Source organism: Streptomyces phaeofaciens (assembly GCF_014648915.1).
GTDB lineage: Bacteria > Actinomycetota > Actinomycetes > Streptomycetales > Streptomycetaceae > Streptomyces > Streptomyces phaeofaciens.
This window is the reverse complement of the sequence record NZ_BMSA01000012.1, coordinates 166,648-191,776: the sequence shown is the minus strand read 5'-3', so window position 1 is coordinate 191,776 and position 25,129 is coordinate 166,648. Positions and strand designations below refer to the sequence as shown.

The window sequence follows — 25,129 nt, the reverse complement described above, 5'->3', positions numbered from 1 at the left end:
CCGAGGGGGAGGGGAATTCACGGTGCTCCGTGAGGTTTCACGTGAAACGCGTCATGCTTTCACCTGAGGCCCCCTCCCCGGACCGAAGGGCATGTTTCACGTGAAACCGATCGATCCGCGTCTCCTCCGCTACGCCCGGGCCACCCGCCTGTTCCTCCTGGCGGTCGTCGGTCTCGGGGCCGTCGGGGCGGGGTTGGTCATCGCCCAGGCGATGCTCATCGCCGAGGCGGTGGTCGGCGCCTTCCAGCACGGGATGTCGGTCTCCGAACTCCGTACCCCCCTGCTGCTCCTGGTGGCCGTGGCGATAGGCCGGGCCGTGGTCTCCTGGCTCACCGAGCTGGCCGCGCACCGCGCGAGCGCGGCGGTGAAGTCGGAGTTGCGCGGCCGGCTGCTGGAGCGTGCGGCGGAGCTGGGGCCCGGGTGGCTGAGCGGGCAGCGGACCGGGTCACTGGTCGCCCTCGCCACCCGCGGCGTGGACGCCCTCGACGACTACTTCTCGCGTTACCTCCCCCAGCTGGGGCTCGCGGTGGTCGTGCCGGTGGCGGTGCTGGCGCGGATCGTGACCGAGGACTGGGTGTCCGCCGCGATCATCGTCTGCACCCTGCCGCTGATCCCGGTCTTCATGGTGCTGATCGGCTGGGCCACGCAGTCGCGCATGGACCGGCAGTGGCGGCTGCTGTCCCGGCTGTCCGGGCACTTCCTGGACGTCGTCGCCGGACTGCCCACCCTGAAGGTCTTCGGGCGGGCCAAGGCGCAGGCCGAGTCGATCCGGAGCATCACCGGTGAGTACCGCCGGGCGACCATGCGGACGCTGCGGATCGCCTTCCTCTCGTCGTTCGCGCTGGAGCTGCTCTCCACGCTCTCGGTGGCCCTGGTCGCCGTGACGATCGGCATGCGGCTGGTGCACGGCGACATGGACCTCTACATCGGCCTGGTCATCCTGGTGCTCGCGCCCGAGGCGTATCTGCCGCTGCGGCAGGTCGGCACGCAGTACCACGCGGCCGCCGAGGGTCTCGCCGCCGCAGAGGAGATCTTCGCCGTCCTGGAGACACCGGTACCGGCGCCGGGGACCACCCGGGTGCCGGAGGGCGCCCTGGCCTTCGAGGGCGTGACGGTCCGCTACCCCGGGCGCTCCGCCGACGCCGTCTCGGACGCGTCCTTCACCGTGGAACCGGGGGAGACCGTCGCGCTCGTCGGCCCGAGCGGCGCGGGCAAGTCGACCCTGCTGAACACCCTGCTGGGCTTCGTACGGCCCACCGAGGGCCGGGTACGGGCCGGGGGAGTCGACCTGGCGGTCGCCGACCTGGAGCAGTGGCGGTCACGGATCGCCTGGGTGCCGCAGCGGCCGCACCTGTACGCCGGGACGATCGCCGAGAACGTACGCCTGGCGCGCCCCGACGCCGACGACGTGGCCGTCCGGGAGGCGCTGGCGGACGCGGGGGCGCTGACGTTCGTGGAGGCGCTGCCCGAGGGGCTCGGGACCGTGCTGGGCGAGGACGGGACGGGGCTGTCCGCCGGCCAGCGGCAGCGGCTCGCGCTGGCCCGGGCGTTCCTCGCGGACCGGCCCGTGCTGCTGCTGGACGAGCCGACGGCGGCGCTCGACGGAGAGACCGAGGCGGAGGTCGTCGAGGCCGTCCGGCGGCTTGCGGCCGGGCGCACGGTACTGCTCGTGGTGCACCGGCCGGCCCTGCTCGGTGTCGCGGACCGGGTGGTGCGACTGGCCGACGCCGAATCGCACCGGCCCGTGGAGACCGTGCCGAGGACGGCCCCCGCCGCGCTGGAGGAGACCGCGCCCGTGGACGCCGCCGCGGGCGCACCCGAGGAACCGGCCGGAGCGACCGCCGGCGGAGTCCTCGCCCGGGTCCGCGCCATGGCCGGTGCCCGGCGTGGCCGGCTCGTCCTCGCGCTGCTGCTGGGCAGCCTCGCCCTGGGCAGCGCCGTCGGGCTGATGGCCACCTCCGGGTGGCTGATCTCGCGTGCCTCGCAGCAGCCGCCGGTGCTGTACCTGATGGTCGCCGTGACGGCGACACGCGCCTTCGGTATCGGGCGGGCCGTGTTCCGGTACGCCGAGCGGCTGGTGTCGCACGACGCCGTGCTGCGGATGCTGGCCGACACCCGGGTCGCCGTCTTCCGGCGGCTGGAGCGGCTGGCGCCGGCCGGGCTGCGCAGGACCCGCCGCGGCGATCTGCTGTCGCGGCTGGTCGCCGACGTGGACACGCTCCAGGACTACTGGCTGCGCTGGCTGCTGCCCGCCGGTGCCGCCGTCGTCGTCTCGGCCGGTTCGGTCGCCTTCACGGCCTGGCTGCTGCCCGAGGCCGGCGCCGTGCTCGCCGCCGGGCTGCTGGCGGCCGGGGTGGGTGTCCCGCTGGTCACCGGCGCCGTGGCGCGCCGGGCCGAGCACCGGCTCGCCCCCGCCCGAGGCGTGCTGGCCACCCGTACCGCCGACCTGCTCAGCGGCACCGCCGAGCTGACCGTCGCCGGGGCGCTGCCCGCGCGAACGGCCGAGGTGCGGGCGGCGGACACCGTGCTCACCCGGATCGCCTCGCGGGCCGCCACCGCCACCGCGCTCGGCGACGGCCTGACCGCGCTGGTGTCCGGGCTGACCGTCGCCGCCTCCGCCCTCGTGGGCGCCCAGGCGGTCGCCGACGGACGGCTGAGCGGGGTGACGGCGGCCGTCGTCGTCCTCACCCCGCTGGCCGCCTTCGAGGCCGTCCTGGGGCTTCCGCTGGCGGTGCGCCACCGTCAGCGGGTCCACCGGAGCGCCGAGCGGGTCTACGAGGTCCTGGACTCCCCCGAGCCGGTGCGCGAGCCGGAGCGGCCCGCGCAGGCGCCCGACGCTCCGTTCCCGCTCGTCGTCGAGGGGCTGACCGCCCGGCACGCCGGACAGGAGCGGGACGCGCTGGCCGGGGTCGACCTCACCCTGACGCAGGGGCGCCGGATCGCCGTCGTGGGACCGTCCGGCTCCGGCAAGACGACCCTGGCGCAGGTGCTGCTGCGCTTCCTGGACGCGGACGCCGGCACGTACACGCTGGGCGGCGCGGACGCGCACACCCTGGACGGCGACGACGTACGCCGGCTCGTCGGGCTCTGTGCGCAGGACGCGCACCTCTTCGACAGCTCGGTGCGCGAGAACCTGCTGCTGGCCAGGAAGGGGGCGGGCGAGGACGAGCTGCGGGACGTGCTGTCCCGGGCCCGGCTGCTGGAGTGGGCCGACGGGCTGCCCGAGGGGCTCGACACGCTCGTCGGCGAGCACGGGGCCCGGCTCTCCGGCGGCCAGCGCCAGCGGCTCGCGCTGGCCCGCGCACTGCTCGCCGACTTCCCCGTCCTGGTCCTCGACGAGCCCGCCGAGCACCTCGACCTGCCCACCGCCGACGCGTTGACCGCGGACCTGCTGGCCGCCACGGAGGGCCGTACGACGCTGCTGATCACCCACCGGCTGGCCGGCCTGGAGGCGGTGGACGAGGTGGTCGTGCTGGACGCGGGCCGGATCGTGCAGCGCGGCCCCTACGCGGAACTGGCGTCCGTGGAGGGACCGTTGCGCGCGATGGTCGAGCGGGAGGCGGCGACGGAGCTGTTGGTGGCGGCACGCTGAGTCAAACGCGCCGGCCGCGGTAATGGGCCATCGGGGGCGAGGTGTCCCCCGGGCGTACGACCAGAACAGGACCGGGGCCGGGTGGCCGGGTCACGATCGCTGACATGCGCTCACTTCGCCGTCACCCCAAGCTCGTTCTGGTCATGCTGTGTGCGGCCGCCGTGCTGGCGGCCCGGTCGACGGCCGCCGACGGCGAGTACGGCGGCGAGTACGGCGATGGTCCGGCGGCCGACGCGGGGCTCAGCACGCGGGTGGCGCGGTTGTACGAGGACGCGGCCGTGGCCACTCGGCGGTACGAGGCGGGGCGGCGTGCCGCGCAGGCCGCGCAGGGGCGGGCCCGGAAGCAGGAGGAGTTGCTCGGCCGGGAGCGGCGGGAGCTGGCCGGGCTCCGCGACGACCTGGGCCGGATCGCCCGTGCCCAGTACCGCGACGGGGGCGGTGTGCCGTTGGCCGCGCAGATCCTTCTGGCGGACGGCCCGGACGAGCTGATGCGCGGCCAGCACGCCTTCTCCCGGGCGAATGTCGCCCTCGACCACGCGATCGGCACGAGCCGGCGGGCCGCGGCGCGGCTGGCCGCGGCCGAGGGCAGGGCCAAGGCGGCCTGGAAGGCGGTGGAGCGGCGCCGCACCGAGCTTGCCGGCGTGAAGAAGGACATCGAGGACAAGCTCGAACAGGCGCGGTGGGAGTTGCAGGGCCGGGCGGACGCCTCGGTCGCGGCGGGCGCATGCCGCGGTGCCGTGCGGCTCGACCAGCCGGAGCGGGACTCCTCGCAGGCCTGGGTCGCACCGGTCGAGACGTACACCCTCTCCGCGGGCTTCGGCAGGGATGGGACGCGCTGGGCGAACCGGCACACCGGGCAGGACTTCGCGGTGCCGATCGGGACGCCCGTGCGGGCGGTCGGCGCGGGGCGGGTGGTGCGGGTGTCGTGCGGCGGTTCGTTCGGCATCGGGATCGTGCTCCGGCACGACGACGGCTACTACACGCAGTACGCCCATCTCGCGGCCGTCGCCGTCGACCAGGGCGACAGCGTGACCCCGGGGCAGTGGATCGGCCAGTCCGGCACCTCGGGCAACTCCACCGGCCCGCATCTGCACTTCGAGGCGCGGGTCACCCCGGAGGCGGGCTCGGCGGTGGACCCGGTGAAGTGGCTGGCCCAACGCGGCGTGACCCTTGGCTAGCCGAGGGCCGGGGCGGCCAGGGTCTGTGCTCCGGCGCCGTCACCGCGCTGCGACCCGATCCGTCCCACCGGTTCCAGGGGGCGTCTGCCCGATCTTCGAGGGCTCGCGACGTCCTCTAAGCGTGCTCGGTGAGCAGCTGCTCGATGACGACGGCCACGCCGTCCTCGTTGTTGGCGACCGTTCGGCCGGAGGCCGCCGCGATGACGTCCGGATGGGCGTTGCCCATCGCGTACGACCGGCCCGCCCAGGTCAGCATCTCGACGTCGTTGGGCATGTCCCCGAAGGCGACGACCTGCTCGTGCGAGATGCCCCGCTCGGCGCAGCACAGGGCGAGCGTGCTGGCCTTGGAGACATCGGGACCGCTGATCTCCAGCAGGGCGCTGGGGCTGGAGCGGGTGACGTTGGCCCGGTCGCCGATGGCCAGCCGGGCCAGGGTGAGAAAGGCGTCGGGGTCGATCGTGGGGTGGAAGGCGAGGATCTTCAGCACCGGTTCACCGGCCCCGGGGGCGTCCGGCGCCAGCAGTTCCTCGGCCGGCGCGAGGGAGTCGGGGATCTCCATGTGCATCTTGGGGTACTCCGGCTCCTGGTAGAAGCCGTAGGTCTGCTCGACGGCGTACATGGTCCCCGGCGCCGCGTCACGCAGCAGCCGTACGGCGTCCAGCGCGTTCTCCCGCTCCAGTTCGCGCACCTTGACGAACCGGTGGGTGCCGGGGCCGCCGTGGAGGTCGACCACGGCGGCGCCGTTGCCGCAGATCGCCAGTCCGTGCCCGTGGACGTGGTCGCTGACCACGTCCATCCAGCGGGCCGGGCGGCCGGTGACGAAGAAGACCTCGATGCCCGCCTCCTCGGCGGCGGCGAGGGCGGCGACCGTGCGGGGTGAGACGGACTTGTCGTCGCGCAGCAGAGTGCCGTCGAGATCGGTGGCGATCAAGCGGGGCGGGAGAGCGGCGGCCGGGGTCTCGGGCTGTCGAGTCGCTGAGGTCACCGGGCCATTCTCGCGCATATGCCCGCACGGTCGGGCGAGAGCCCGCACACATGAGACACAGGGGCGGTACAGCGGACCGGCCGCCGGGGCCGGCGGCCGATCCGCGGCGGAGTCAGCGCAGCTGGGACGGAGCCTCCATGGCGATCTGCTCGAAGACCTTCTCGTCGGCGGCGAAGTCGGAGTCCGGGATGGGCCAGTGGATCACCAGCTCCGTGAAGCCCAGCTCCTTGTGCCGGCCCGCGAAGTCGACGAACGCGCCCACGGACTCCAACGGGCGGCCGCGGTCCGGGGTGAACCCGGTGAGCAGGACCCGGTCCAGCTCGTTCGCGTTCCGCCCCTGGGCGGCGCAGGCGTCGGTGAGCTTCTCGACCTGGCCGCGAATGGCCTGAACCGACTGCTCCGGGGTGCCGTTCTCGTACAGCTTGGGGTCGCCGGTGGTCACCCAGGCCTGGCCGTGACGGGCCGCGAGCTGCAGTCCGCGCGGGCCGGTGGCGGCGACGGCGAAGGGCAGCCGGGGGCGCTGGACACAGCCGGGGATGTTCCGGGCCTCGTGCGCCGAGTAGTGGTCGCCCTCGTACGACACGGAGTCCTCGGTGAGCAGCCGGTCGAGCAGCGGCACGAACTCGGCGAACCGGTCGGCCCGCTCACGCGGGGTCCACGGGTCCTGGCCCAGGGCCGTGGCGTCGAAGCCGGTGCCGCCCGCTCCGATGCCGAGGGTGACGCGGCCGCCGGAGATGTCGTCCAGGGAGATCAGTTCCTTGGCGAGGGTCACCGGGTGCCGGAAGTTGGGCGAGGTCACCAGCGTGCCCAGACGCAGCTGTTCGGTGACGGACGCGGCGGCGGTCAGCGTCGGGATCGCGCCGAACCAGGGGCCGTCGCGGAACGTGCGCCAGGACAGATGGTCGTACGTGTACGCGGTGTGGAAGCCGAGCTGTTCGGCACGTGTCCAGGCCGAACGGCCGCCTTCGTTCCAGCGGAGGTAGGGGAGGATCACGGTGCTCAGGCGCAGACTCATGTCATCGAGCGTAGGCCGACAGGTGTGTTTCACGTGAAACGGTCACCGTGTGTGCTTGGCGAGCCACGGGCTGAGGAGGACGCCGATGAACTCCTTGTGCACGCGGTCGCCCGGCAGCGGCACCATCAGGTGGTGGCTGGGCGGGAAGCGGCGGGCCTTGACCCAGGCGTGCCCCTCGTAGAGGGAGCGGAGGAACGCGGGCACGTCGTCGCGGGCGATGTCGGGGCAGTCCACGCCGTCGACGGTGATCAGGGCGTCGTCGTCCGGGTAGAGCCGCACGCTCACGCTCGGGCGGCCGCCGAGTTCGACGTAGGCCTCGTGGGGCAGCGAGCCGTCCGGGTCGGTGGTGACGCCGACGCCCGCGGCGGTGCGGCGGGACGTCCGGTCGGCGCCGATGTCATGGGTGACCTCGATCTCGCGCGCGTAGGTGTCGGCGAGGGCGCGCAGGGCCGTGACGGCGGCCTCAGTGGTGGGAAAGTGGTCCATACCACTGATCATGCAGGGTCAGTGCTTCTCGGGAAACCGCAGATACCGCGGCGGCACGGCCTTCGTCAGCCACACCCCGTTCGCGCTCACCTGGAAGACATGGCCGTCGCGGTGCATGGCCCCGGCGTCCACGGAGAGCACCACGGGGCGGCCCCGGCGGGCGCCGACGCGGGTCGCCGTCTCACGGTCCGGCGAGAGGTGCACGTCGTGCCGGTTCATGGGCCGTAGCCCCTCGGCGCGGATCGCGTCCAGGGCGCGCGCGACGGTCCCGTGGTAGAGGTACGCCGGCGGGGTCGCCGGGGGCAGGCCGAGCTCCACCTCGACGCTGTGGCCCTGGCTGGCGCGGATCCGGGTGCCGTCGATCGCGAAGCGCTTCTTGTCGTTGGCGGCGACGACATGGTCCAGCTCGGCCCGGGTGAAGGGGAAGCCGTGCGCGGCACAGGCCGCCATGAGGTCGTCGATCTCGACCCAGCCCGCCGCGTCGAGGGTGAGCCCGAGGCGCTCCGGCTGGTGGCGCAGGTGCTTCGAGAGGTACTTCGACACCTTGACGGTGCGTCTCTCGTCCATCTCTCTTCCGTTCGTCTCGTTCTCGTTCATGCCCTCAGCATGACGGGAGAGACGTGGATCACGCATATTGTTTTGGACCGGAGGTTTGATCCACAACCAACTGAAGTTATCCACAGGCCTGTTGGAGGTTCTGTGGACAACGAGCCGCAGATTCAGGAGGTTTCGCCAACGTCATCTGCGGCGGCGTGACTTCGGGCGGCGCACGTCAAGTCTCCTACACAGGCGGCTTCATCCGCGCGATCGCCCTCAACACCCCCGGCGCGAAACGGGACAGCACACGGGCGCCCCGCGCCTCCGGCGTCACCGCGACGACCGCCTCGTCACGGACCACGGCGCGCAGAATCGCGTCCGCGACCTTCTCCGGCGGGTAGTTGCGCAGGCCGTACAGACGCGCGGAGCGGTTCTGCCGGCGCTTCTCCTCCTCCGCGTCCACGCCCACGAAGGCCGCCGTGGACGTGATGTTGGTGTTGACGAGTCCCGGACAGATCGCCGTAACGCCGATGCCCTGACCGGACAGTTCGGCGCGCAGGCACTCGCTCAGCATCAGCACCGCCGCCTTGGACGTGCTGTAGGCGGGCAGAGCGCGCGACGGCTGATAGGCCGCGGCCGAGGCGGTGTTGACGATGTGCCCGCCCTGTCCGCGCTCGGCCATCCGCCGCCCGAAGAGACGGCAGCCGTGGATGACACCCCACAGGTTGACGTCCAGCACCCGGCGCCAGTCGTCGGACGTCGTGTCGAAGAACGAACCCGCCAGCCCAATACCGGCGTTGTTCACCAGTACGTCCAACACCCCGTGTTCGGCGTGGACCTTGTCCGCGAGCTTCTCCATCTCCTGTTCGTCGGAGACGTCCACGGTCTCCGCCCATGCCTCGGGCGCCCCGATCAGCCGGGACATCTCGGCGGTGCGCGCCGCGCTCTCCGCGTCCCGGTCGACGGCGATCACCCGTGCCCCGGCCTCCGCGAACGCGAACGCGGTCGCCCGTCCGATACCGCTGCCGGCCCCGGTGACCAGCACCAACTGGCCGCCGAAACGGTCCGCGTGGCGGCCCGTGGCCCGCTGCTCCGGCTGCCCGCCCTCGACCGAGGTGACGAACTCCGTGATCCAGGAGGAGAGCTGGTCCGGGCGCGTCCGCGGTACCCAGTGCTTCGCCGGAAGGGTGCGCCGGGTCAACCGCGGCACCCACTCCTCCAGTTCGTCGTACAGGCGCTCCGAGAGGAACGCGTCACCCAGCGGAGTGACGAGCTGCACGGGCACGTGCGCGTGCGCGTCGGGGCGCGGACGGCCCAGCCGGGCGCGGACGTTGTCCCGGTACAGCCAGGCGCCGTGCGCGGCGTCCGACGGCAGCGACGGCGTCGGGTAGGCGTCGCCGGGAACGTTCTCCAGGCGGCGCAGGATGCCGGGCCAGCGCTTGCCGAGGGGGCCGCGCCAGGCGAGTTCGGGCACGGTGGGCGTATGCAGCAGGTAGACGTACCAGGACTTGGCGCCCTGCCCGAGGAGCTGGCCGATCCGGCGCGGGGTGGGGCGCTTCAGCCGCCGGTCGATCCAGTGCCCGAAGTGGTCGAGGGACGGGCCGGACATCGAGGTGAAGGACGCGATCCGACCCTCGGTGCGCGCCACGGTCACGAACTCCCAGGACTGCACCGAGCCCCAGTCGTGCCCCACCAGGTGCACCGGACGGTCCGGGCTGACCGCGTCCACGACCGCGAGGAAGTCGTCCGTCAGCTTCTCCAGGGTGAACCCGCCCCGCAGCGGCTTCGGCGCGGTCGAGCCGCCGTGGCCCCGGACGTCGTACAGCACCACGTGGAAGCGGCCGGCCAGCCGTGCCGCGACCTCGGACCACACCTCCTTGCTGTCCGGATAGCCGTGCACCAGCACGACCGTCGGCCGCCCGGGATCCCCCAGCTCGGCCACGCACAGCTCGATCCCGCCGGTCCGTACCCGGCGCTCGCGCGCGCCCTCCAGCATCGTCACTCCGCCTCCGCCTTCCCTTCCGCCCAGCGCCGCACGTGCGGCAGGTCGTCGTCCAGCCAGAACGCGCTCTCCCCGGGATCCGAGGAGTCGGTGACCACCAGGATCTCCTCGAACTTCGCGCCCGTGCCCCGGAATCCGAGATGCGGCTCGACCGCCCACAGACCCGGCCGCGGCGGATGGTCGGAGAAACGGTACGGCGACCACAGGGGCGACCAGCCCTCGCGATGGCCGTGCAGGGCGTCCGAGGCCAGTCCCTTCAGCGCCTGTGTGCCGAACCCGAACAGCCGGGGCGAGAAGCGCCGTTCCCGGACCCGGTCCACCTTGTGGGCGATCACGCCGAAGGGGTACGCGCGGTGCCGGTTGGCGTAGCCCTGGCGGACCATGAGGCGGTCGACGTCGGCGTAGATCTCGCGCAGCGGCCGCCGCTCGCGCACCTCGCGCAGAATCAGTTCCCGGTGCGCCTCCAGGTCGGCCTTCAGCCGCTCCTGCACCGGGTGGGCGCCGAGCGCGCCCGAGTAGCCGATGTCCGCCGTACAGCCCCCCAGTACGGGGGCCATGTCCAGGATGTACGGCATCCCGGGCTCCAGCCGGCGGTCGGTGGGGAAGAACTGGAGCGGAATCCGGAAGTCCGTGAACGCCGTGCGGTCCCCGAACCAGGCGAACGGCAGGTGGAACCAGTCGCGCACGCCCCGCTCACGCAGCCACTCCCGCTGCATCCGCGCCGCCTCGCGCTCCGTCACCCCGGGTTCCAGCCGGGCCGCCACGGCCTCGGCGCACTCGTAGGCGAGGCGCTGCACCCGCCTGAATCCCCGCAGGTCCGCGGAGAGTTCGCGTGTCACTGCCGTCGTCATGCCACCTCGTCCCAGCGATCCGCGCCGACTGCGGTACGTGTCCGTAACTTGACCCCGCCCGAATCTGGCACTTGTTAGAGAAAGCGTCAATAGGGTGGACGGCGCCCCTCGGGAACCGAGGCGCGCGCGGTTCCCGCCCCGGGGGCGGCGCGCGGGTGGAGCGCGGGTGGATCACACCCGTAACTCTCAGGCAGGGGGTCCCCTACGGGCCCGTACATCTGAGGTCTGAGGCGAGGACAGCTCTGAGGTCTGACGATTTCCGTGGCGTGCGTCACTACATTCGATTCCGTGACTGTGATCGCGACCGAAAGCCTGAGCAAGCGGTTCCCCCGGGTGACCGCTCTTGACCGGCTCTCCGTGGACGTCGGACCCGGTGTGACCGGACTCGTCGGCGCCAACGGAGCCGGCAAGTCCACACTGATCAAGATCCTGCTGGGTCTGTCCCCCGCGAGCGAGGGCCGCGCCGAGGTGCTCGGCCTCGACGTCGCGACCAAGGGCGCCGCCATCCGCGAGCGCGTGGGATACATGCCGGAGCACGACTGCCTGCCGCCCGACGTCTCGGCCACCGAGTTCGTCGTGCACATGGCCCGCATGTCCGGCCTGCCGCCCACCGCCGCCCGCGAGCGCACCGCGGACACCCTGCGCCATGTCGGACTGTACGAGGAGCGCTACCGCCCCATCGGCGGCTACTCCACCGGCATGAAGCAGCGCGTCAAGCTCGCCCAGGCCCTGGTGCACGACCCGCAGCTGGTCTTCCTCGACGAGCCGACCAACGGCCTCGACCCGGTCGGCCGCGACGAGATGCTCGGCCTGATCCGCCGCATCCACACCGACTTCGGCATCTCGGTCCTGGTCACCTCCCACCTCCTGGGCGAACTGGAACGCACCTGCGACCACGTCGTCGTCGTCGACGGCGGCAAGCTCCTGCGCTCCAGCTCCACCACCGACTTCACCCAGACCACGGCCACCCTCGCGATCGAGGTCACCGACACCGACAGCCACCCGGACGGCACCCGCGCGGTCCGCGAAGCCCTCCAGGCGCGCGGTGTGGAGTTCCTCGACGCCGCCACCACCGGCCTGCCCGGCGCCGGCCACATCCTGCTGCTCACCGCACAGGGCGAGGAGACCTACGACGTCGTACGGGACGTGGTCGCCGACCTCGGCCTCGGCCTGGTCCGCATGGAACAGCGCAGACATCACATCTCCGAAGTCTTCAAGGACAGCGACGCGACCAGGAAGGAGGCCGTCGGCCATGGCAGTTGAGCAGCCCATGCGAGCAGCAGCCGCCCCGCCGGGTGACCAGACCCGGATCCACAACATCGGCTACCGCAGCTACGACGGCCCCCGCCTGGGCCGCGCCTACGCCCGCCGGTCCCTCTACTCCCAGTCCCTGCGCGGCTCCTACGGCCTCGGCCGTTCGGTGAAGTCCAAGGTCCTGCCCATGCTGCTGTTCGTGGTGATGTGCGTGCCCGCGGCCATCATGGTCGCCGTCGCCGTCGCCACGAAGGCCAACGAACTCCCCCTGGACTACACGCGCTACGCGATCGTCATGCAGGCCGTCATCAGCCTGTACGTCGCCTCGCAGGCACCCCAGTCCGTCTCGCGCGACCTGCGCTTCAAGACCGTCCCGCTGTACTTCTCCCGGCCCATCGAGACCGCGGACTACGTCCGCGCGAAGTACGCGGCACTGGCCTCGGCGCTGTTCGTCCTCACCGCCGCCCCCCTGCTCGTCCTCTACGTGGGCGCGCTGCTGGCGAAGCTGGACTTCGCCGACCAGACCAAGGGATTCGCACAGGGACTCGTCTCCGTGGCACTGCTCTCACTGCTCTTCGCCGGCATCGGCCTGGTCATCGCCTCGGTGACCCCGCGCCGCGGCTTCGGCATCGCCGCCGTCATCGCCGTGATGACCATCTCCTACGGCGCGGTCTCCACGCTCCAGGCCATCGCCGACGCGCAGAACAGCACCGGCGCGATCCCGTGGATCGGCCTGTTCTCGCCGGTCACCCTCATCGACGGCGTGCAGTCCGCGTTCCTCGGCGCCACCTCGGCCTTCCCGGGCGGCATCGGCCCGTCCAACGGGGAGGGCGTCGTCTACGTCCTCGTCGTTCTCGGCCTGATCGCCGCCAGCTACGGCCTCCTGATGCGCCGCTACCGGAAGGTGGGCATGTGACCACGCTCTCCATCGACCATGTCTCCCGCTGGTTCGGCAACGTGGTCGCCGTCAACGACATCACCATGACCATCGGCCCCGGTGTCACCGGCCTGCTCGGCCCCAACGGCGCCGGAAAGTCCACCCTCATCAACATGATGGGCGGCTTCCTGGCCCCCTCCACCGGCACGGTCACCCTCGACGGCGTGCAGGTCTGGCGCAACGAGGCGATCTACAAGCACATCGGCATCGTCCCGGAACGCGAGGCGATGTACGACTTCCTCACCGGACGCGAGTTCGTCGTCGCCAACGCCGAGCTGCACGGCCTGGGCGCCAAGGCGGCCCAGCGCGCCCTCGCCACGGTCGAGATGGAATACGCGCAGGACCGCAAGATCTCCACCTACTCCAAGGGCATGCGCCAGCGGGTGAAGATGGCCAGCGCCCTGGTCCACGAGCCGTCGCTGCTCCTGCTCGACGAGCCCTTCAACGGCATGGACCCGCGCCAGCGCATGCAGCTCATGGACCTGCTGCGACGCATGGGCGACGAGGGCCGTACCGTGCTCTTCTCCTCCCACATCCTCGAAGAGGTCGAGCAGCTCGCCTGGCACATCGAGGTCGTCGTCGCCGGACGGCACGCGGCCAGCGGCGACTTCCGCAAGATCCGCCGTCTGATGACCGACCGTCCGCACCGCTATCTGGTGCGCTCCAGCGACGACCGCGCCCTCGCGGCCGCCCTGATCGCCGACCCGTCGACCGCCGGCATCGAGGTCGACCTCGCGGAGGGCGCGCTGCGCGTCCAGGCCGTCGACTTCGGCCGCTTCACGGCCCTGCTGCCCCGCGTGGCCAAGGACCACGGCATCCGGCTGCTCACGGTCTCGCCGTCCGACGAGTCCCTCGAGTCCGTCTTCTCGTATCTCGTCGCGGCGTAGGAGGCCGAAAGATGTACGACCCCACAGTCGCCCGGCTCACCTACCGAGCCCTGCTCGGCCGCCGCCGGGCCCTCATCCTGGGCGCCCTGCCCCTGCTGCTGATCGCGATCTCCCTGGTCGTGCGCGCCCTGGCCGGCGCCGACGACCAGACCGCCGCCGACCTGCTGGGCGGGCTCGCGCTCGCCACGATGGTGCCGATCATCGGTGTCATCGCCGGCACCGGCGCGATCGGCCCCGAGATCGACGACGGCTCCGTGGTCTACCTGCTGTCCAAGCCGGTGAAGCGGCCGACGATCATCTTCACCAAGCTGATCGTGGCGGTAGCGGTCACGATGGTCTTCTCGGCCCTGCCGACCCTCATCGCCGGGTTCATCCTCAACGGCAACGGCCAGCAGATCGCGGTGGCCTACACCGTCGCCGCACTGGTGTCCTCGATCGCCTACGCGGCGCTCTTCCTGCTGCTGGGCACGGTCTCCCGGCACGCGGTGGTCTTCGGGCTGGTCTACGCCCTGGTCTGGGAAGCCCTGTTCGGCTCCCTGGTGCCGGGGGCGCGCACGCTCAGCGTCCAGCAGTGGTCGCTGGCCGTCGCCCACAAGGTCTCCGGCGGGGACCTGGTCACCTCGGACGTCGGACTGACGACGGCCACGGTGTTCCTGGTCGCGGTGACCGTCCTGGCCACCTGGTACGCCGGGCAGAAGCTGCGGGCGCTGACGCTCGCGGGCGAGGAGTAGGCCGAGGCGCAGGAGCGGGCGGGCGCCCGGAGGTTGCGGGCGCCGGGAGGCCGGGGCCGCCGTAGTCCTTGACGGTGGCTTCACCTCCCCTTCGCCACACTGGGCGGAGCGGAGCGGGCGAGGAGGACGGGGATGGCGGACGACACTTCGGTCAGCGGCGGTCGCGGACCCTCCGAGGGCGAGACCTGGGACGACCTGGTCCTGGACGAGAGCTTCGTCCGGGCCGCCGAGACGGCCGAGCCGTCCGCCCGGGCCCGGATGCTCGCCGCCCGCTGGCGCGCGCAGGAGCCCGAGCCGCAGCCCTGGCGCTCCGACGAGCCGCCCGCCGGATGGTTCTTCAGCAAGTCCCGCCGCCGCAGATGGCGGCGCCGCTAGCCGACCGCGGGCCTCGGCTCCGGGGGCCGGTTCAGGTGCCGGGCGGTCACCGTTCGCACGGCCGTTTTATTCGGTGGCGCCCAACTCGTCCCCCGGGCAGAGTGGTTGATGTCACCGACGCCGCACGGATCGTGCCGGCGCCACATACGGGGAGAGGAGCGGGGCGATGTCCATGCACGGCAGTACGTCCAGCTCCCGACAGGGCAGCCCGCGGCGGGTTCCGGAGTAGTTACCCCTCCGTGGACCCGTGCGCACGGGGAGCTGCCCGGGGCGGCCGCTTCGAGCACGCGATGTCGCTCTCGCGTGGGCCGCCCACCCGGAGGATTGGCCGAGTGGCAAGGCACCGGTTTGCTAAACCGCGGTCGGGGGTCACACCCCGCGCACGTTCGATCCGTGCATCCTCCGCACGACATGTCAGCGGGACGCGGCCGCGTCCCTGGCCTCCTTCGCGTCGGCGATCCGGTCCAACTCCCGCATCGCCTCCGCGTGGGCGCTCATCCGGCGGGAGAGGGTCCCCGTCGTGAAGAGAGCCACGCCGACGACCGAGACCGGCACGGAGAGGCCCAGGACGGCCAGCGCCTCCGGCCAGTCGCGTTCGTCCGCGCAGTAGTCGCCGCTGCGCACGCCTTCGTTGGCCGTGCCGCGATCCGTCAGCAGCCGGGACTCGCACTCGACCGGGTAGGCGTCGTCGTTCCGGTCGGCCTCGTACGGCGTCAGGAGCAGGACGGCGCACCAGGCCCACAGCAGCGTGGCCAGGGACAGCAGGCCGATGCCCCAGGCGCGGGTCCGGCCGGCGCGGTCGCGGAAGTCGAGGTCGTACTCGCGTGATCGCATGGCTGACGAATCTAACAGCGACCCCTCGGCCGGGGTGCGGGCACCCTCAGGCGAGCAACCGCTCCACCACCACCGCGATGCCGTCCTCCTCGTTGGAGGACGTCACCTCGTCCGCCACGGCCTTCAGTTCCTCATGACCGTTGGCCATGGCCACACCGTGCGACGCCCAGGCGAACATCGGGATGTCGTTGGGCATGTCGCCGAAGGCGATCGTGTCGGCGGCCTTGATGCCCAGGCGGCGGGCGGCCAGGGAGAGGCCCGTGGCCTTGGAGAGGCCCAGCGGAAGCAGCTCCACGATGCCCTCGCCCGCCATCGCGACCGTGACGAAGCCGCCCGCGGCACGGCGGGAGGCCTCGGCCAGCTCGTCGTCCGAGAGTTCCGGATGCTGTATGTAGATCTTGTTCAGCGGGGCGGTCCAGAGGTCGGACGCGTCCGTGAAGGGCGTCGCCGGGAGCTTGCCGGTGACCGCGTAACCCGGACCCACCAGCACCTCGCCGTCCAGACCGTCCCGGCTCGCCGCCAGGTACAGCGGGCCGACCTCCGCCTCGATCTTGGCGAGGGCCACGCCGGCCAGCTGGCGGTCCAGGGTCACCGACGTCAGCAGGCGGTGCTCTCCGGAGTCGTACACCTGGGCGCCCTGGCCGCAGACGGCGAGACCCTGGTAGCCGAGATCGTCGAGGATGTGCCGGGTCCAGGGGACCGCGCGGCCGGTGACGACGATGTGCGCGGCGCCCGCCGCGGTGGCCGCGGCGAGCGCGTCACGGGTGCGCTGCGAGACCGACTCGTCGGAACGCAGAAGCGTCCCGTCGAGGTCGGTCGCGATCAGCTTGTACGGGAACCCCGCGGCGGGAGAGGCGGTGCTCACTTGGCGACCGGCTCCAGGACCTCTCGGCCGCCGAGGTACGGGCGCAGCACCTCGGGCACGTACACCGAACCGTCGGCCCGCTGGTGGTTCTCCAGGATGGCGACGATGGTGCGCGGGACGGCGCAGAGCGTGCCGTTGAGCGTGGCCAGGGGGCGGACCTGCTTGCCCTCGCGGACCCGGATCGACAGCCGGCGGGACTGGAACTCGGTGCAGTCCGAGGTCGAGGTCAGCTCGCGGTACTTGCCCTGGGTCGGGATCCAGGCCTCGCAGTCGAACTTGCGCGCGGCCGAGGAGCCGAGGTCACCGGTGGCGACGTCGATCACGCGGAACGGCAGCTCCAGCGAGGTCAGCCACTGCTTCTCCCACGCCAGCAGGCGCTGGTGCTCGGCCTCGGAGTCCTCGGGCGAGACGTACGAGAACATCTCCACCTTGTCGAACTGGTGGACACGGAAGATGCCCTTGGTGTCCTTGCCGTGCGAGCCGGCCTCGCGGCGGAAGCACGGGGAGAAGCCGGCGTAGCGCAGCGGCAGGCGCTCGGCGTCGATGATCTCGTCCATGTGGTACGCGGCGAGCGGGACCTCGGAGGTGCCGACCAGGTACAGGTCGTCCTTGTCGAGGTGGTAGACGTCCTGCGCGGCCTGGCCGAGGAAGCCGGTGCCGGCCATCGACTGCGGGCGGACCAGCGCCGGGGTCAGCATCGGCGTGAAGCCGGCGGCCGTGGCCTGCCCGATCGCCGCGTTGACCAGGGCCAGCTCCAGCAGGGCGCCGACACCGGTCAGGAAGTAGAAGCGGGAGCCGGAGACCTTCGCGCCGCGCTCGACGTCGATCGCGCCGAGCAGCTGGCCGAGCTCCAGGTGGTCCTTGGGCTCGAAGCCCTCGGCGCCGAAGTCACGGATCGTGCCGTGCGTCTCGAGGGTGACGAAGTCCTCCTCGCCGCCCACGGGTACGCCCGGGTGGACGAGGTTGCCGAGCCGGAGCAGCAGCTCCTGGGTCTCGGCGTCGGCCGCGTCGCTCTCGGCGTCGGCCGCCTTGACTTCGGTCTTGAGCTGCTCGGCCCGGCCGAGGAGCTCGGCCCGCTCCTCGGGGGAGGCCTTGGGGATCAGCTTGCCGAGCGACTTCTGCTCGGCGCGCAGCTCGTCGAAGCGGACGCCGGACGACCTGCGCCGCTCGTCGGCAGACAGGAGAGCGTCGACGAGCGCGACGTCCTCTCCACGGGCGCGCTGGGACGCGCGCACACGGTCGGGGTCCTCACGGAGCAGGCGAAGGTCAATCACGCGGTCAAGGCTACCGGTGCGGGGTTGCGGCTCACGACCCACTATTCCGAACCGCGCGCCGTACGTTCCGATTCGCCGCTTACGTTCTGTTGGAGGGGAATTGCCGAGCGTGTCAATAAAACGCGTCTCACTCCCTGGGACGAGCGAGGCGTCGGGTGCCGGGTTGACCGGATTTCCTTGTGGAGACCGGGACTTGGCGGCGGAGTTGTCCACAGGGAACCACGCCCGGGAAGAGTTATCCACAGGGTGTGCGAATCGTCTGTGGACATTGGAATTGATCATTCCGGGGGGTGTCCCCGGGGTGTTGAATTCCTTGCTCAAACGCCTCCCGCACCCACTTTCGGGTGCAAAAGGGTCGCCCTAAAGGATTGATCGAAGGAAACAGGTGGACGAAGGGTGACGTGTGGGTGGCGAGTCGCCTTGAGGGGTCCTAGGCCGATTTGTCGACTGAGTGGTGGTTCGTTGTCGACTTGTCCCCAGGTCGAGAAGCCGCCCTGTGGATAACTTCTGTGGATAACGAAGATATGCAGGTAGGACCGGCCGGAGTCCGGCCCGGGACGCCCGTGTGAGCGGTCCGGACCGGTCGGGGAGCGGTCTAGAACCGGCCGTCCTGGCAGCGCGCGACCCAGTCGGCCGCCGCCGTGAACTCCGCGTCCGAGGTACCCGGAAGCGGAGCGGGGACGTCCGCCGTGGTCGCGTCCGCACGCGGGTACGAGCCGAGGAACCGGACATCGCGGCAGATCCGCTTCAGTCCCCTCAGTGCGTCCGCGACCCGGCGGTCGGAGATATGGCCCTCGGCGTCGATGCAGAAGCAGTAGTTGCCGATGCCGGTGCCGGTCGGCCGGGACTGGAGCAGCATCAGGTTGATGCCGCGGGTGGCGAACTCGCCCAGCAGATCACGCAGCCCGCCGGGGTGGTCGTCGCGCTGCCAGAGCACGACGGACGTCTTGTCCGCGCCGGTCGGCGCCGCGGGCCGGGCCGGCCGGCCCACCAGGACGAACCGGGTCTGGGCGTTCTCGGCGTCGTGGATCCCCGTCTCCAGGGCCGTGAGGCCGTACCGGGCGGCCGCGAACTCGCCGGCGAAGGCGGCGTCGTAGCGGCCCTCCTGGACCAGCCGGGCGGCGTCGGCGTTCGAGGCGGCGGACTCCCAGACGGCGTCCGGGAGGTTCGCCTTCAGCCAGTTGCGCACCTGCGGCTGGGCGGCCGGATGCGCGGAGACGGTCTTGATGTCCGAGAGCGCGGTGCCGGGCCGGACGAGCAGCGCGAAGGTGATCGACAGCAGCACCTCGCGGTAGATCATCAGCGGGGCGCCCGCGACCAGCTCGTCCAGGGTGGTGGTGATCCCGCCCTCGACGGAGTTCTCGATCGGCACGAACGCGGCCTCGGCCTCGCCCGTGCGCACGGCGTCCAGGGCCGACTGCACGGAGACGTACGGGATCAGCTGCCGGGTGGCGGTCTCCGGAAGCGTGCGCAGGGCGACCTCCGTGAAGGTGCCCTCGGGGCCGAGATACGCATAGCTCGCTGGCATGACCTCACCCTAATGGCCCTTGCGAACCGGGACCCGCGTGTCTCACGAGAGCCCCTCTCAGGAATGAATCCGCGTAACCCCCGGACCGGCGGCGATCCGCCGATCCCCGGCCCGCGGAAAACCGGACCGCCGATCCCCTGCCCGCGGAAAACCGGACCGCCGAACCCCGGACCGCGGAGAACCGGCCCGCCGAACCCCGGCCCGCAGAAAACCCGACCGCCGAACCCCGGCCCGCGGAAAACCGACCGCGGAAAAGGGGATCGTCTCACCCCTCCAGCAGGGCCTGCCCCACGTACTCCCCCCGCGCCGCGCCGCCCGGCACCGCGAAGAGGCCGCTCGTCTCGTGGCGGATGTACTTCGAGAGGGCGTCGCCGCGGTCCAGCTTGCGCTGGACGGTGACGAAGCCGCGCAGCGGGTCCGCCTGCCAGCACACGAACAGCAGGCCCGCGTCCGGGGTCCCGTCCGCGTCGATGCCGTCGTGATAGGAGAACGGCCGCCGCAGCATGGCCGCGCCGCCGTTCTGGTCGGGGCGGGTGATCCGGGCGTGCGCGTTGAGGGGGACGACCAGATCGCCGGCGGCGTCCGTCTTCTCCAGGTCCATCTCGGTGGTCTCGTCGCCCCCGGACAGGGGCGCCCCGTCGGCCTTCCGACGCCCGACGACCCGCTCCTGCGCCGTGAGCGACAGCTTCTCCCAGTCGTCGAGGAGCATCCGGATCCGGCGGACGACGGCGTAGGAGCCGTTCGCCATCCAGGCGGGGTCCTTCGTGCCGGACGCCGGCACGAAGATGCGCCGGTCGAAGTCGGCCTCGGCCGGCTTGGGGTTGCGGGTGCCGTCCATCTGGCCCATCAGATTGCGGGCCGTCATGGGGTGTGCGGTGGCGCCCGGCGTGCGGTTGAAGCCGTTCATCTGCCAGCGGACCTTCGCCGCGCTGCCCGCGTCCTTCTGGATCGCGCGCAGGGCGTGGAAGGCGACCAGCGCGTCGTCGGCACCGATCTGCACCCAGAGGTCGCCGTTGCTGCGGGCCTTGTCGAGGTGGTCGGAGGAGAAGTCGGGCAGGGGGTCCAGGGCGACCGGGCGTTCCTTCTCCAGCCCGGTACGGGCGAAGAAGCTGTTGCCGAAGCCGAAGGTGATCGTCAGCGAGGACGGGCCGGCGTCCCGGGCGATGTCCGTGTCGTCGTGCGGGGCCGCCTCGCCCGCCATCAGCCGGCGGGCCGTCTCCGACCAGCGGCGCAGCAGCGCCGCCGCCTCCTTGCGGCCCGCGCCGGCCGCGAGGTCGAAGGCGACGAGATGGCCGCGTGCCTGGAGACCCTGGGTGATGCCGGGCTGATGTTTCACGTGGAACATCACCTCCCCGGCCCCGATCGAGGACAGCGGGGTCGCCTGTGCGGGCGCGGCCGCATAGCCGGCTGCCGCGCCGGCCGCGCCGAGGACGAGCCCGGTGGCACCGGCGGTGCCGAGCAGCCTGCGCCGGGTGAGCCCCTCGGGGGCGGGCGGCCGCGTGGCGGCGGCCTCGGGCGTACGGGCCTCGGGAAGGGACTGGTCGGGCATGGTGCGGTTCAGCCGATCTGCGCGTTCTTGGAGACGGTCACCTGGTCGACGTCGGAGGTCCGCACGGTCACGGCGATCTTCCATTCGCCGGCCAGCGGGATCTGTACGCCGTTCGCCGACCAGTGGCCGGTGGTGATGTGGTCGGGGACGACGGGCAGCGGCCCGATGTCCTTCGCTTCGAGGGTGAAGGCGACCTTCACCTCGGGGACGTCGAAGGCACGGCCGTTGGGCCGGGTCACATAGACGTGCATCTCGTTGGCGCCGGTCCGCGCGGGGTCGAGGTCGACACTGACCACGCCCTTGCCGTCGGCGCCACCGGTGTCGAAGGTCATGTCCAGCGTCAGGGCCCCGGAGGCGGAGTCCGCGGACGAGGAAGAGGCCGACGACGCCGCGGCCTTGGCCGCGTCCTGCTCGGTACGGCCCGGCTCGGTCGAGGTCAGCGCGGTGGTGACGGCGAGGAGGACGACGGCGACACCCGCCTCGGCGAGCACCGAGCGGCGCAGCCCGAAGCGGTTCGGGTCGCCGTCCCGCAGCCGCTTCTGCCGCGCGGAGGCGACGGCGGCCCGCTGCCGGGCGAGCTGGGTGGCGCGCTGGGTGTCGTCCTGCTTCGCCCCCTGCTTCCCACCCCGCTGCGTGCCCTGCCCGGTGTCCGCGGTAGCCGCCTCGGCGCCGCCCTCACCGGCCCCGGCGGAGGCCGTGACGTGCTCCTTCGCGGGCGCGGCGGACCGTGCCGCCGCCTTCACCGTCGTGTCCGCCAGGTGCGAGGTCCAGCGGCGGGAGATCCACGCGATGCCGACGAGCAGGGCGACCAGACCGATCTTGACGAGGAGGAGCTGCCCGTAGCCCGTGTCGGTGAAGGCGGACCAGGAGCCGAGCTGGCGCCAGGACTGGTAGATGCCCGTCCCGACCAGGACGACCACGCTGCCGAAGGCGACCTGCGAGAAGCGGTGCACGGCGGCGGCCTCGACGGGTTGGTCCGCGGGCGCCCGGTACAGGGCGACGAGCAGCGCGGTGAGCCCGCCCAGCCAGACGGCGACGGCCAGCAGATGGAGCACGTCGACCGGCATCGCGATGCCGGGCTGGATCCCCGTGGAGGCGTGCTCGGCCATGGCCCAGCTGGCGGCGAGCCCGGCGGCGACCACGGTCCCGCCGATGGCGAGCCCGAAGGTCAGGTCCCGCTTCTCCTCGGCCTCCCTTGAATCGGGCAGGCGGCGCGAAGTGCCGTCGTTCTGGGTGGTGGTGGGAGACGGGCGCGCGAACGCGCCGAAGAGCACGGCGATGAACAGCGCGGCGGCGGCGAGCAGCATCAGCCGGGAGACCAGTGCGGCGCCCGTCTTGGTCTGGAGGACCTGGCCGAGCAGCTCCAGGTCGAAGACGTCTCCGACCTTCCCGGAGCTCGTGTAGGAGCCGCGCAGAAGCAGCAGGAAGAGGGTGGCCGCGGTGATCGCGACCCAGCCGGAGACGACCAGCCGCTGGACCGCCCGCACCCCGCTCCCGCGCTGCCAGCAGGCCAGCACGAAGGCGGCCCCGCCGGTCAGCACGATGAAGCCGGCGTACGAGACGTACCGCCCGAAGCCGTACAGCCAGCCGACGACTCCGCCGCCGGCCTCCCGGTCGGACACCGAGACGGTGGTCTCGGAGGGGGCGCCGATGGAGAAGGTGTAGGCGCCGGCGACCGGATGGCTGTCGGCGGACACCACCTGGTAGGTCACGGTGTAGGTGCCGTCGGGCAGTCCCGAGTGCAGCTGGACCGCGTACGAGGCGCCGCTGACATGGGACGGGCTGCCTTCGTCGACCTGGGCGCCCTTGGGGTCGAGGACCCGCAGCGAGTCGTCGTTCAGGGAGACGGTCTCGGAGAAGGTCAGCGTCACCTGCGTGGGAGCCTTGTCGACCACCACCCCCTGCGCGGGGTCGCTGCCGGTCAGCGCGGCGTGCGCGGAGGCCGGTCCGGCGCCGGCCAGGAGCGCGCCGGCGACCGCCAGCAACAGCAGCACGAACATCCGGACGCGGGGGGCGATGCTCTGCCTCACGGTGGTCCCTCCCTCAGTGGCCGGTCTTGGGGTTGTACACGGCGGACTCCACCGGGATCTCGACCGTCAGGGGGCCGGACGAGGCGAAGTGCAGTTCGACGGTGACCTTCTCTCCCCGCACGGGCTTGCGCTTCAGCTTCTCGAACATCAGATGGTTTCCACCGCTCTTGAACACGAGTTGACCGTGCGCGGGGACGTCGAGGGAGCCGACCTCCTCCATCGAGGAACCGACGGTCTCGTGGAGGGTGACGCTGCCCGCGGCGGTGCTGGTGACGGAGGTCAGCTCGTCCTTCGCGCCGCCCTGGTTGACGATGGTGAGGAAGCCGGCGGCCATGGTGTCGGAGACCGGCTGCGGGATGTAGGCGGAGCGGACGGACAGCGCCGCGGCGGTGTCCGAGTCCGATCCGCAGCCCGTCAGGAGCAGCGCCGCCGCGGTGACGGCCGCGGTGGGGGCGGCGAGACGCCGCACGGATTTCACGGACCTCATGAGCCGTACGGACCTCACGGATTCTGCCCCTTGATGATCTTGGGGAGGTCCTTGGTGTACTCGTCGACCGTGGCTTCGTCGTTGTAGAGCAGATAGCCGCCGTCGGTCTTCGGGGAGAAGGCGATGACCTGGGTGCCGTGGGTGGACACCATCTTGCCGTTCTCCTTGTGCGGTGCCTCGATGGTGATGCCGACGGACCGTGCGGCGGCCTGGATGGTGTCGAACTCGCCGGTCAGGCCGACCACCTCGGGGTCGATGCCCTTGAGCCACTTGCCGAGCGCGGCCGGGGTGTCACGGTCGGGGTCGGTGGTGACGAACACGATCCGCAGCGCGTCCTGGTCCGCCTTCGACAGCTGCTTCTTGGCGACGGCGATGTTGTTCATCGTCAGCGGGCAGACGTCGGGGCAGTTGGTGTAGCCGAAGTAGATCAGGGTGGGGCGGCCCTTGGTCGCCTCGCGGAGGTCGTAGCTCTTGCCCGTGGTGTCCGTGAGCACCAGGTCGGGCTTGGTGAACGGCTGGTCCAGCACGGTCACGTGCGACTGCGAGGACTCCTCGGAGACCACGGCGACGGGGCTGCCGTCGCTGTCCCCGCTGCCGCTGCCGCAGGCAGAGAGGGTGAGGGTGGCGGCGGCGAGCAGTGCGGCCGCGGCGAACGTCTTCTTGCGCATAGAGAAATGTCCCAGATGTATGAACTCCGGCGGGCGCCGGGGGTGTACGGACGGTCTGTACGCCCCCGGCGCGCACCGTGGACGAGCGGGCACCGGGCGGTGCCGGTGCCGATGCCGGCGCCGCCCCGGGCGTCAGCCTCAGGCGTCGGTCGTCGCCCGTCGGCGCCCGGCCAGTACGCCGTACGCCACACCCGCGGCGCCGACGACGATGCCGACCACGCCGAGAACCCGGGCGGTGGTGTCGCTGCTGTCGGTGTCGGCGGCCTCGGTCGTCGTGGCGGCCGCCTCGGCGTCGTCGGCGGACTCGTCGGAGGCTTCGTCGGCGCTCGCGCCGTGGTGGCCGTCCTCGGAGGCGGCGGACAGGGCCAGCACGGGCGCCGGGTTCTCCGGCTCCTCCGCGCCGTCCTCCTGCACCTCGATCCAGCGCACGACCTCCTTGTTGGAGTACGTCTGGATCGCCTTGAAGACCAGCTCGTCGGTGTCCTCCGGGAGCGTGCCGACGGACACCGGGAACTTCTGGAAGAAGCCGGGCTCGACGCCCTTGCCGGTGGCGGTCCAGGTGATCTTGGAGACGGCCTCGGAGATCTGCTTGCCGTGCAGCTCGATGGGCTTGGCGAGGGTGGCCTTGGTGACCTGGATCTTCCAGCCGTCGATCGGCTCCGGCATGGCGGAGGCCAGCGGGTGGTCGGTCGGGAAGGTCACTTCGAGCTTGGTGGTCGAGGCGTTGTCGCGCTCGTTGGGGACCTTGAAGTCGACGACCGCGTAACCGCCCTTGGCGGCGGTGCCCTCGGGCTGCACGGAGACGTGCGCGAACGCGGGTCCGGACAGGACGAGCACGGCGGAACCGGCGACGACGGCGGCGGCGGCGAAACGAGAGGCCTTCATGACAGTGAGCACTCCACTCCGAGTGAGAACGGTGAGACCGCTGAGAAACGGTGAGACCGCTGAGAAACGGTGAGACCGCTGAGAAACGGTGAGAGACGTGCGCGGAGAGACGCGCACGCGCGCGTGCCGCATGACAGCGGCCCGCGCTCCCCGTGTGGTGGAGTGCCGGTCGTGTCGCG

At 71.8% G+C, this 25,129-nt stretch carries 22 protein-coding genes and 1 tRNA gene; 8 read left to right on the top strand and 15 right to left on the bottom strand.

The features are described 5' to 3' along the window. The first annotated feature begins 91 nt into the window (after positions 1-91). The gene (cydD, locus tag IE275_RS21435; protein ID WP_189712951.1) at positions 92-3,592 is read left to right on the top strand and encodes a thiol reductant ABC exporter subunit CydD; all 3,501 of its coding nucleotides are present in this window, start codon (positions 92-94) and stop codon (positions 3,590-3,592) included. A 104-nt stretch (positions 3,593-3,696) separates the two neighbouring features. Further along, positions 3,697-4,770, top strand: a complete 1,074-nt coding sequence (locus tag IE275_RS21430) for a M23 family metallopeptidase (protein ID WP_189712950.1) — start codon at positions 3,697-3,699, stop codon at positions 4,768-4,770. Between the two features lie 115 nt (positions 4,771-4,885). Here the strand turns inward: IE275_RS21430 and IE275_RS21425 are convergent, their stop codons facing one another. From IE275_RS21425 to IE275_RS21400, 6 genes are all read right to left on the bottom strand, one after another. Beyond that, a complete protein-coding gene (locus IE275_RS21425; RefSeq protein WP_189712949.1) occupies positions 4,886-5,773 on the bottom strand; it encodes a Cof-type HAD-IIB family hydrolase in 888 nt (295 codons plus the stop codon). 94 nt (positions 5,774-5,867) lie between these two features. Then, the gene (locus IE275_RS21420) at positions 5,868-6,770 is read right to left on the bottom strand and encodes an LLM class flavin-dependent oxidoreductase (protein WP_189712948.1); all 903 of its coding nucleotides are present in this window, start codon (positions 6,768-6,770) and stop codon (positions 5,868-5,870) included. 42 nt (positions 6,771-6,812) lie between these two features. Further along, positions 6,813-7,256, bottom strand: a complete 444-nt coding sequence (locus IE275_RS21415) for a hypothetical protein (protein ID WP_229870419.1) — start codon at positions 7,254-7,256, stop codon at positions 6,813-6,815. A gap of 18 nt (positions 7,257-7,274) precedes the next feature. Then, positions 7,275-7,823 carry an RNA 2'-phosphotransferase gene (locus IE275_RS21410; protein ID WP_189713016.1) on the bottom strand — a complete coding sequence of 183 codons (549 nt, stop codon included), beginning with the start codon at positions 7,821-7,823 and terminating at the stop codon, positions 7,275-7,277. A 214-nt stretch (positions 7,824-8,037) separates the two neighbouring features. Continuing rightward, on the bottom strand, positions 8,038-9,789 hold the full coding sequence (locus tag IE275_RS21405) for an SDR family oxidoreductase (protein WP_189713015.1): 1,752 nt from the start codon (positions 9,787-9,789) through the stop codon (positions 8,038-8,040). A gap of 2 nt (positions 9,790-9,791) precedes the next feature. Then, positions 9,792-10,646, bottom strand: a complete 855-nt coding sequence (locus tag IE275_RS21400) for a M24 family metallopeptidase (protein WP_189712946.1) — start codon at positions 10,644-10,646, stop codon at positions 9,792-9,794. Positions 10,647-10,940: 294 nt separating this feature from the next. Between IE275_RS21400 and IE275_RS21395 the strand changes: the two genes are divergently transcribed. From IE275_RS21395 to IE275_RS21370, 6 genes are all read left to right on the top strand, one after another. After that, the gene (locus IE275_RS21395) at positions 10,941-11,909 is read left to right on the top strand and encodes an ABC transporter ATP-binding protein (protein WP_189713014.1); all 969 of its coding nucleotides are present in this window, start codon (positions 10,941-10,943) and stop codon (positions 11,907-11,909) included. Continuing rightward, positions 11,899-12,816, top strand: a complete 918-nt coding sequence (locus IE275_RS21390; RefSeq protein WP_189712945.1) for an ABC transporter permease — start codon at positions 11,899-11,901, stop codon at positions 12,814-12,816. The genes IE275_RS21395 and IE275_RS21390 overlap by 11 nt, the downstream gene beginning before the upstream one ends. Next, on the top strand, positions 12,813-13,724 hold the full coding sequence (locus IE275_RS21385) for an ABC transporter ATP-binding protein (protein WP_189712944.1): 912 nt from the start codon (positions 12,813-12,815) through the stop codon (positions 13,722-13,724). The genes IE275_RS21390 and IE275_RS21385 overlap by 4 nt, the downstream gene beginning before the upstream one ends. An 11-nt stretch (positions 13,725-13,735) precedes the next feature. Beyond that, on the top strand, positions 13,736-14,455 hold the full coding sequence (locus IE275_RS21380; protein ID WP_189712943.1) for an ABC transporter permease subunit: 720 nt from the start codon (positions 13,736-13,738) through the stop codon (positions 14,453-14,455). Between the two features lie 132 nt (positions 14,456-14,587). Beyond that, positions 14,588-14,830, top strand: coding sequence for an SGM_3592 family protein (locus IE275_RS21375; protein WP_189712942.1), 243 nt, complete (start codon positions 14,588-14,590; stop codon positions 14,828-14,830). 318 nt (positions 14,831-15,148) lie between these two features. Beyond that, positions 15,149-15,235: transfer RNA gene (locus tag IE275_RS21370), tRNA-Ser, on the top strand. Between the two features lie 9 nt (positions 15,236-15,244). Here IE275_RS21370 and IE275_RS21365 read toward each other — a convergent pair. The 9 genes from IE275_RS21365 to IE275_RS21325 form a co-directional block, all read right to left on the bottom strand. Further along, positions 15,245-15,664: a hypothetical protein gene (locus tag IE275_RS21365; protein ID WP_189712941.1), complete on the bottom strand. Its 420-nt coding sequence runs from the start codon at positions 15,662-15,664 to the stop codon at positions 15,245-15,247. 46 nt (positions 15,665-15,710) lie between these two features. Further along, a complete protein-coding gene (locus IE275_RS21360) occupies positions 15,711-16,529 on the bottom strand; it encodes an HAD family hydrolase (RefSeq protein WP_189712940.1) in 819 nt (272 codons plus the stop codon). Further along, a complete protein-coding gene (gene serS, locus IE275_RS21355; RefSeq protein ID WP_189712939.1) occupies positions 16,526-17,803 on the bottom strand; it encodes a serine--tRNA ligase in 1,278 nt (425 codons plus the stop codon). Before serS ends, IE275_RS21360 begins: the two co-directional genes overlap by 4 nt. Before the next feature lie 595 nt (positions 17,804-18,398). Further along, on the bottom strand, positions 18,399-19,331 hold the full coding sequence (gene pheA / locus IE275_RS21350) for a prephenate dehydratase (RefSeq protein WP_189712938.1): 933 nt from the start codon (positions 19,329-19,331) through the stop codon (positions 18,399-18,401). Between the two features lie 265 nt (positions 19,332-19,596). Continuing rightward, on the bottom strand, positions 19,597-20,880 hold the full coding sequence (efeB, locus tag IE275_RS21345; RefSeq protein ID WP_189712937.1) for an iron uptake transporter deferrochelatase/peroxidase subunit: 1,284 nt from the start codon (positions 20,878-20,880) through the stop codon (positions 19,597-19,599). Positions 20,881-20,888: 8 nt separating this feature from the next. Further along, positions 20,889-22,910 (bottom strand): copper resistance CopC/CopD family protein, encoded by a 2,022-nt coding sequence (locus tag IE275_RS21340; protein WP_189712936.1) that lies wholly within the window; start codon positions 22,908-22,910, stop codon positions 20,889-20,891. A gap of 13 nt (positions 22,911-22,923) precedes the next feature. Then, on the bottom strand, positions 22,924-23,397 hold the full coding sequence (locus IE275_RS21335) for a copper chaperone PCu(A)C (RefSeq protein ID WP_189712935.1): 474 nt from the start codon (positions 23,395-23,397) through the stop codon (positions 22,924-22,926). Positions 23,398-23,411: 14 nt separating this feature from the next. Beyond that, complete coding sequence (locus tag IE275_RS21330) at positions 23,412-24,065, bottom strand: SCO family protein (RefSeq protein ID WP_189712934.1); 654 nt, start codon at positions 24,063-24,065, stop codon at positions 23,412-23,414. A 138-nt stretch (positions 24,066-24,203) separates the two neighbouring features. Further along, the gene (locus IE275_RS21325; protein WP_189712933.1) at positions 24,204-24,950 is read right to left on the bottom strand and encodes a YcnI family copper-binding membrane protein; all 747 of its coding nucleotides are present in this window, start codon (positions 24,948-24,950) and stop codon (positions 24,204-24,206) included. Positions 24,951-25,129 lie beyond the last annotated feature (179 nt).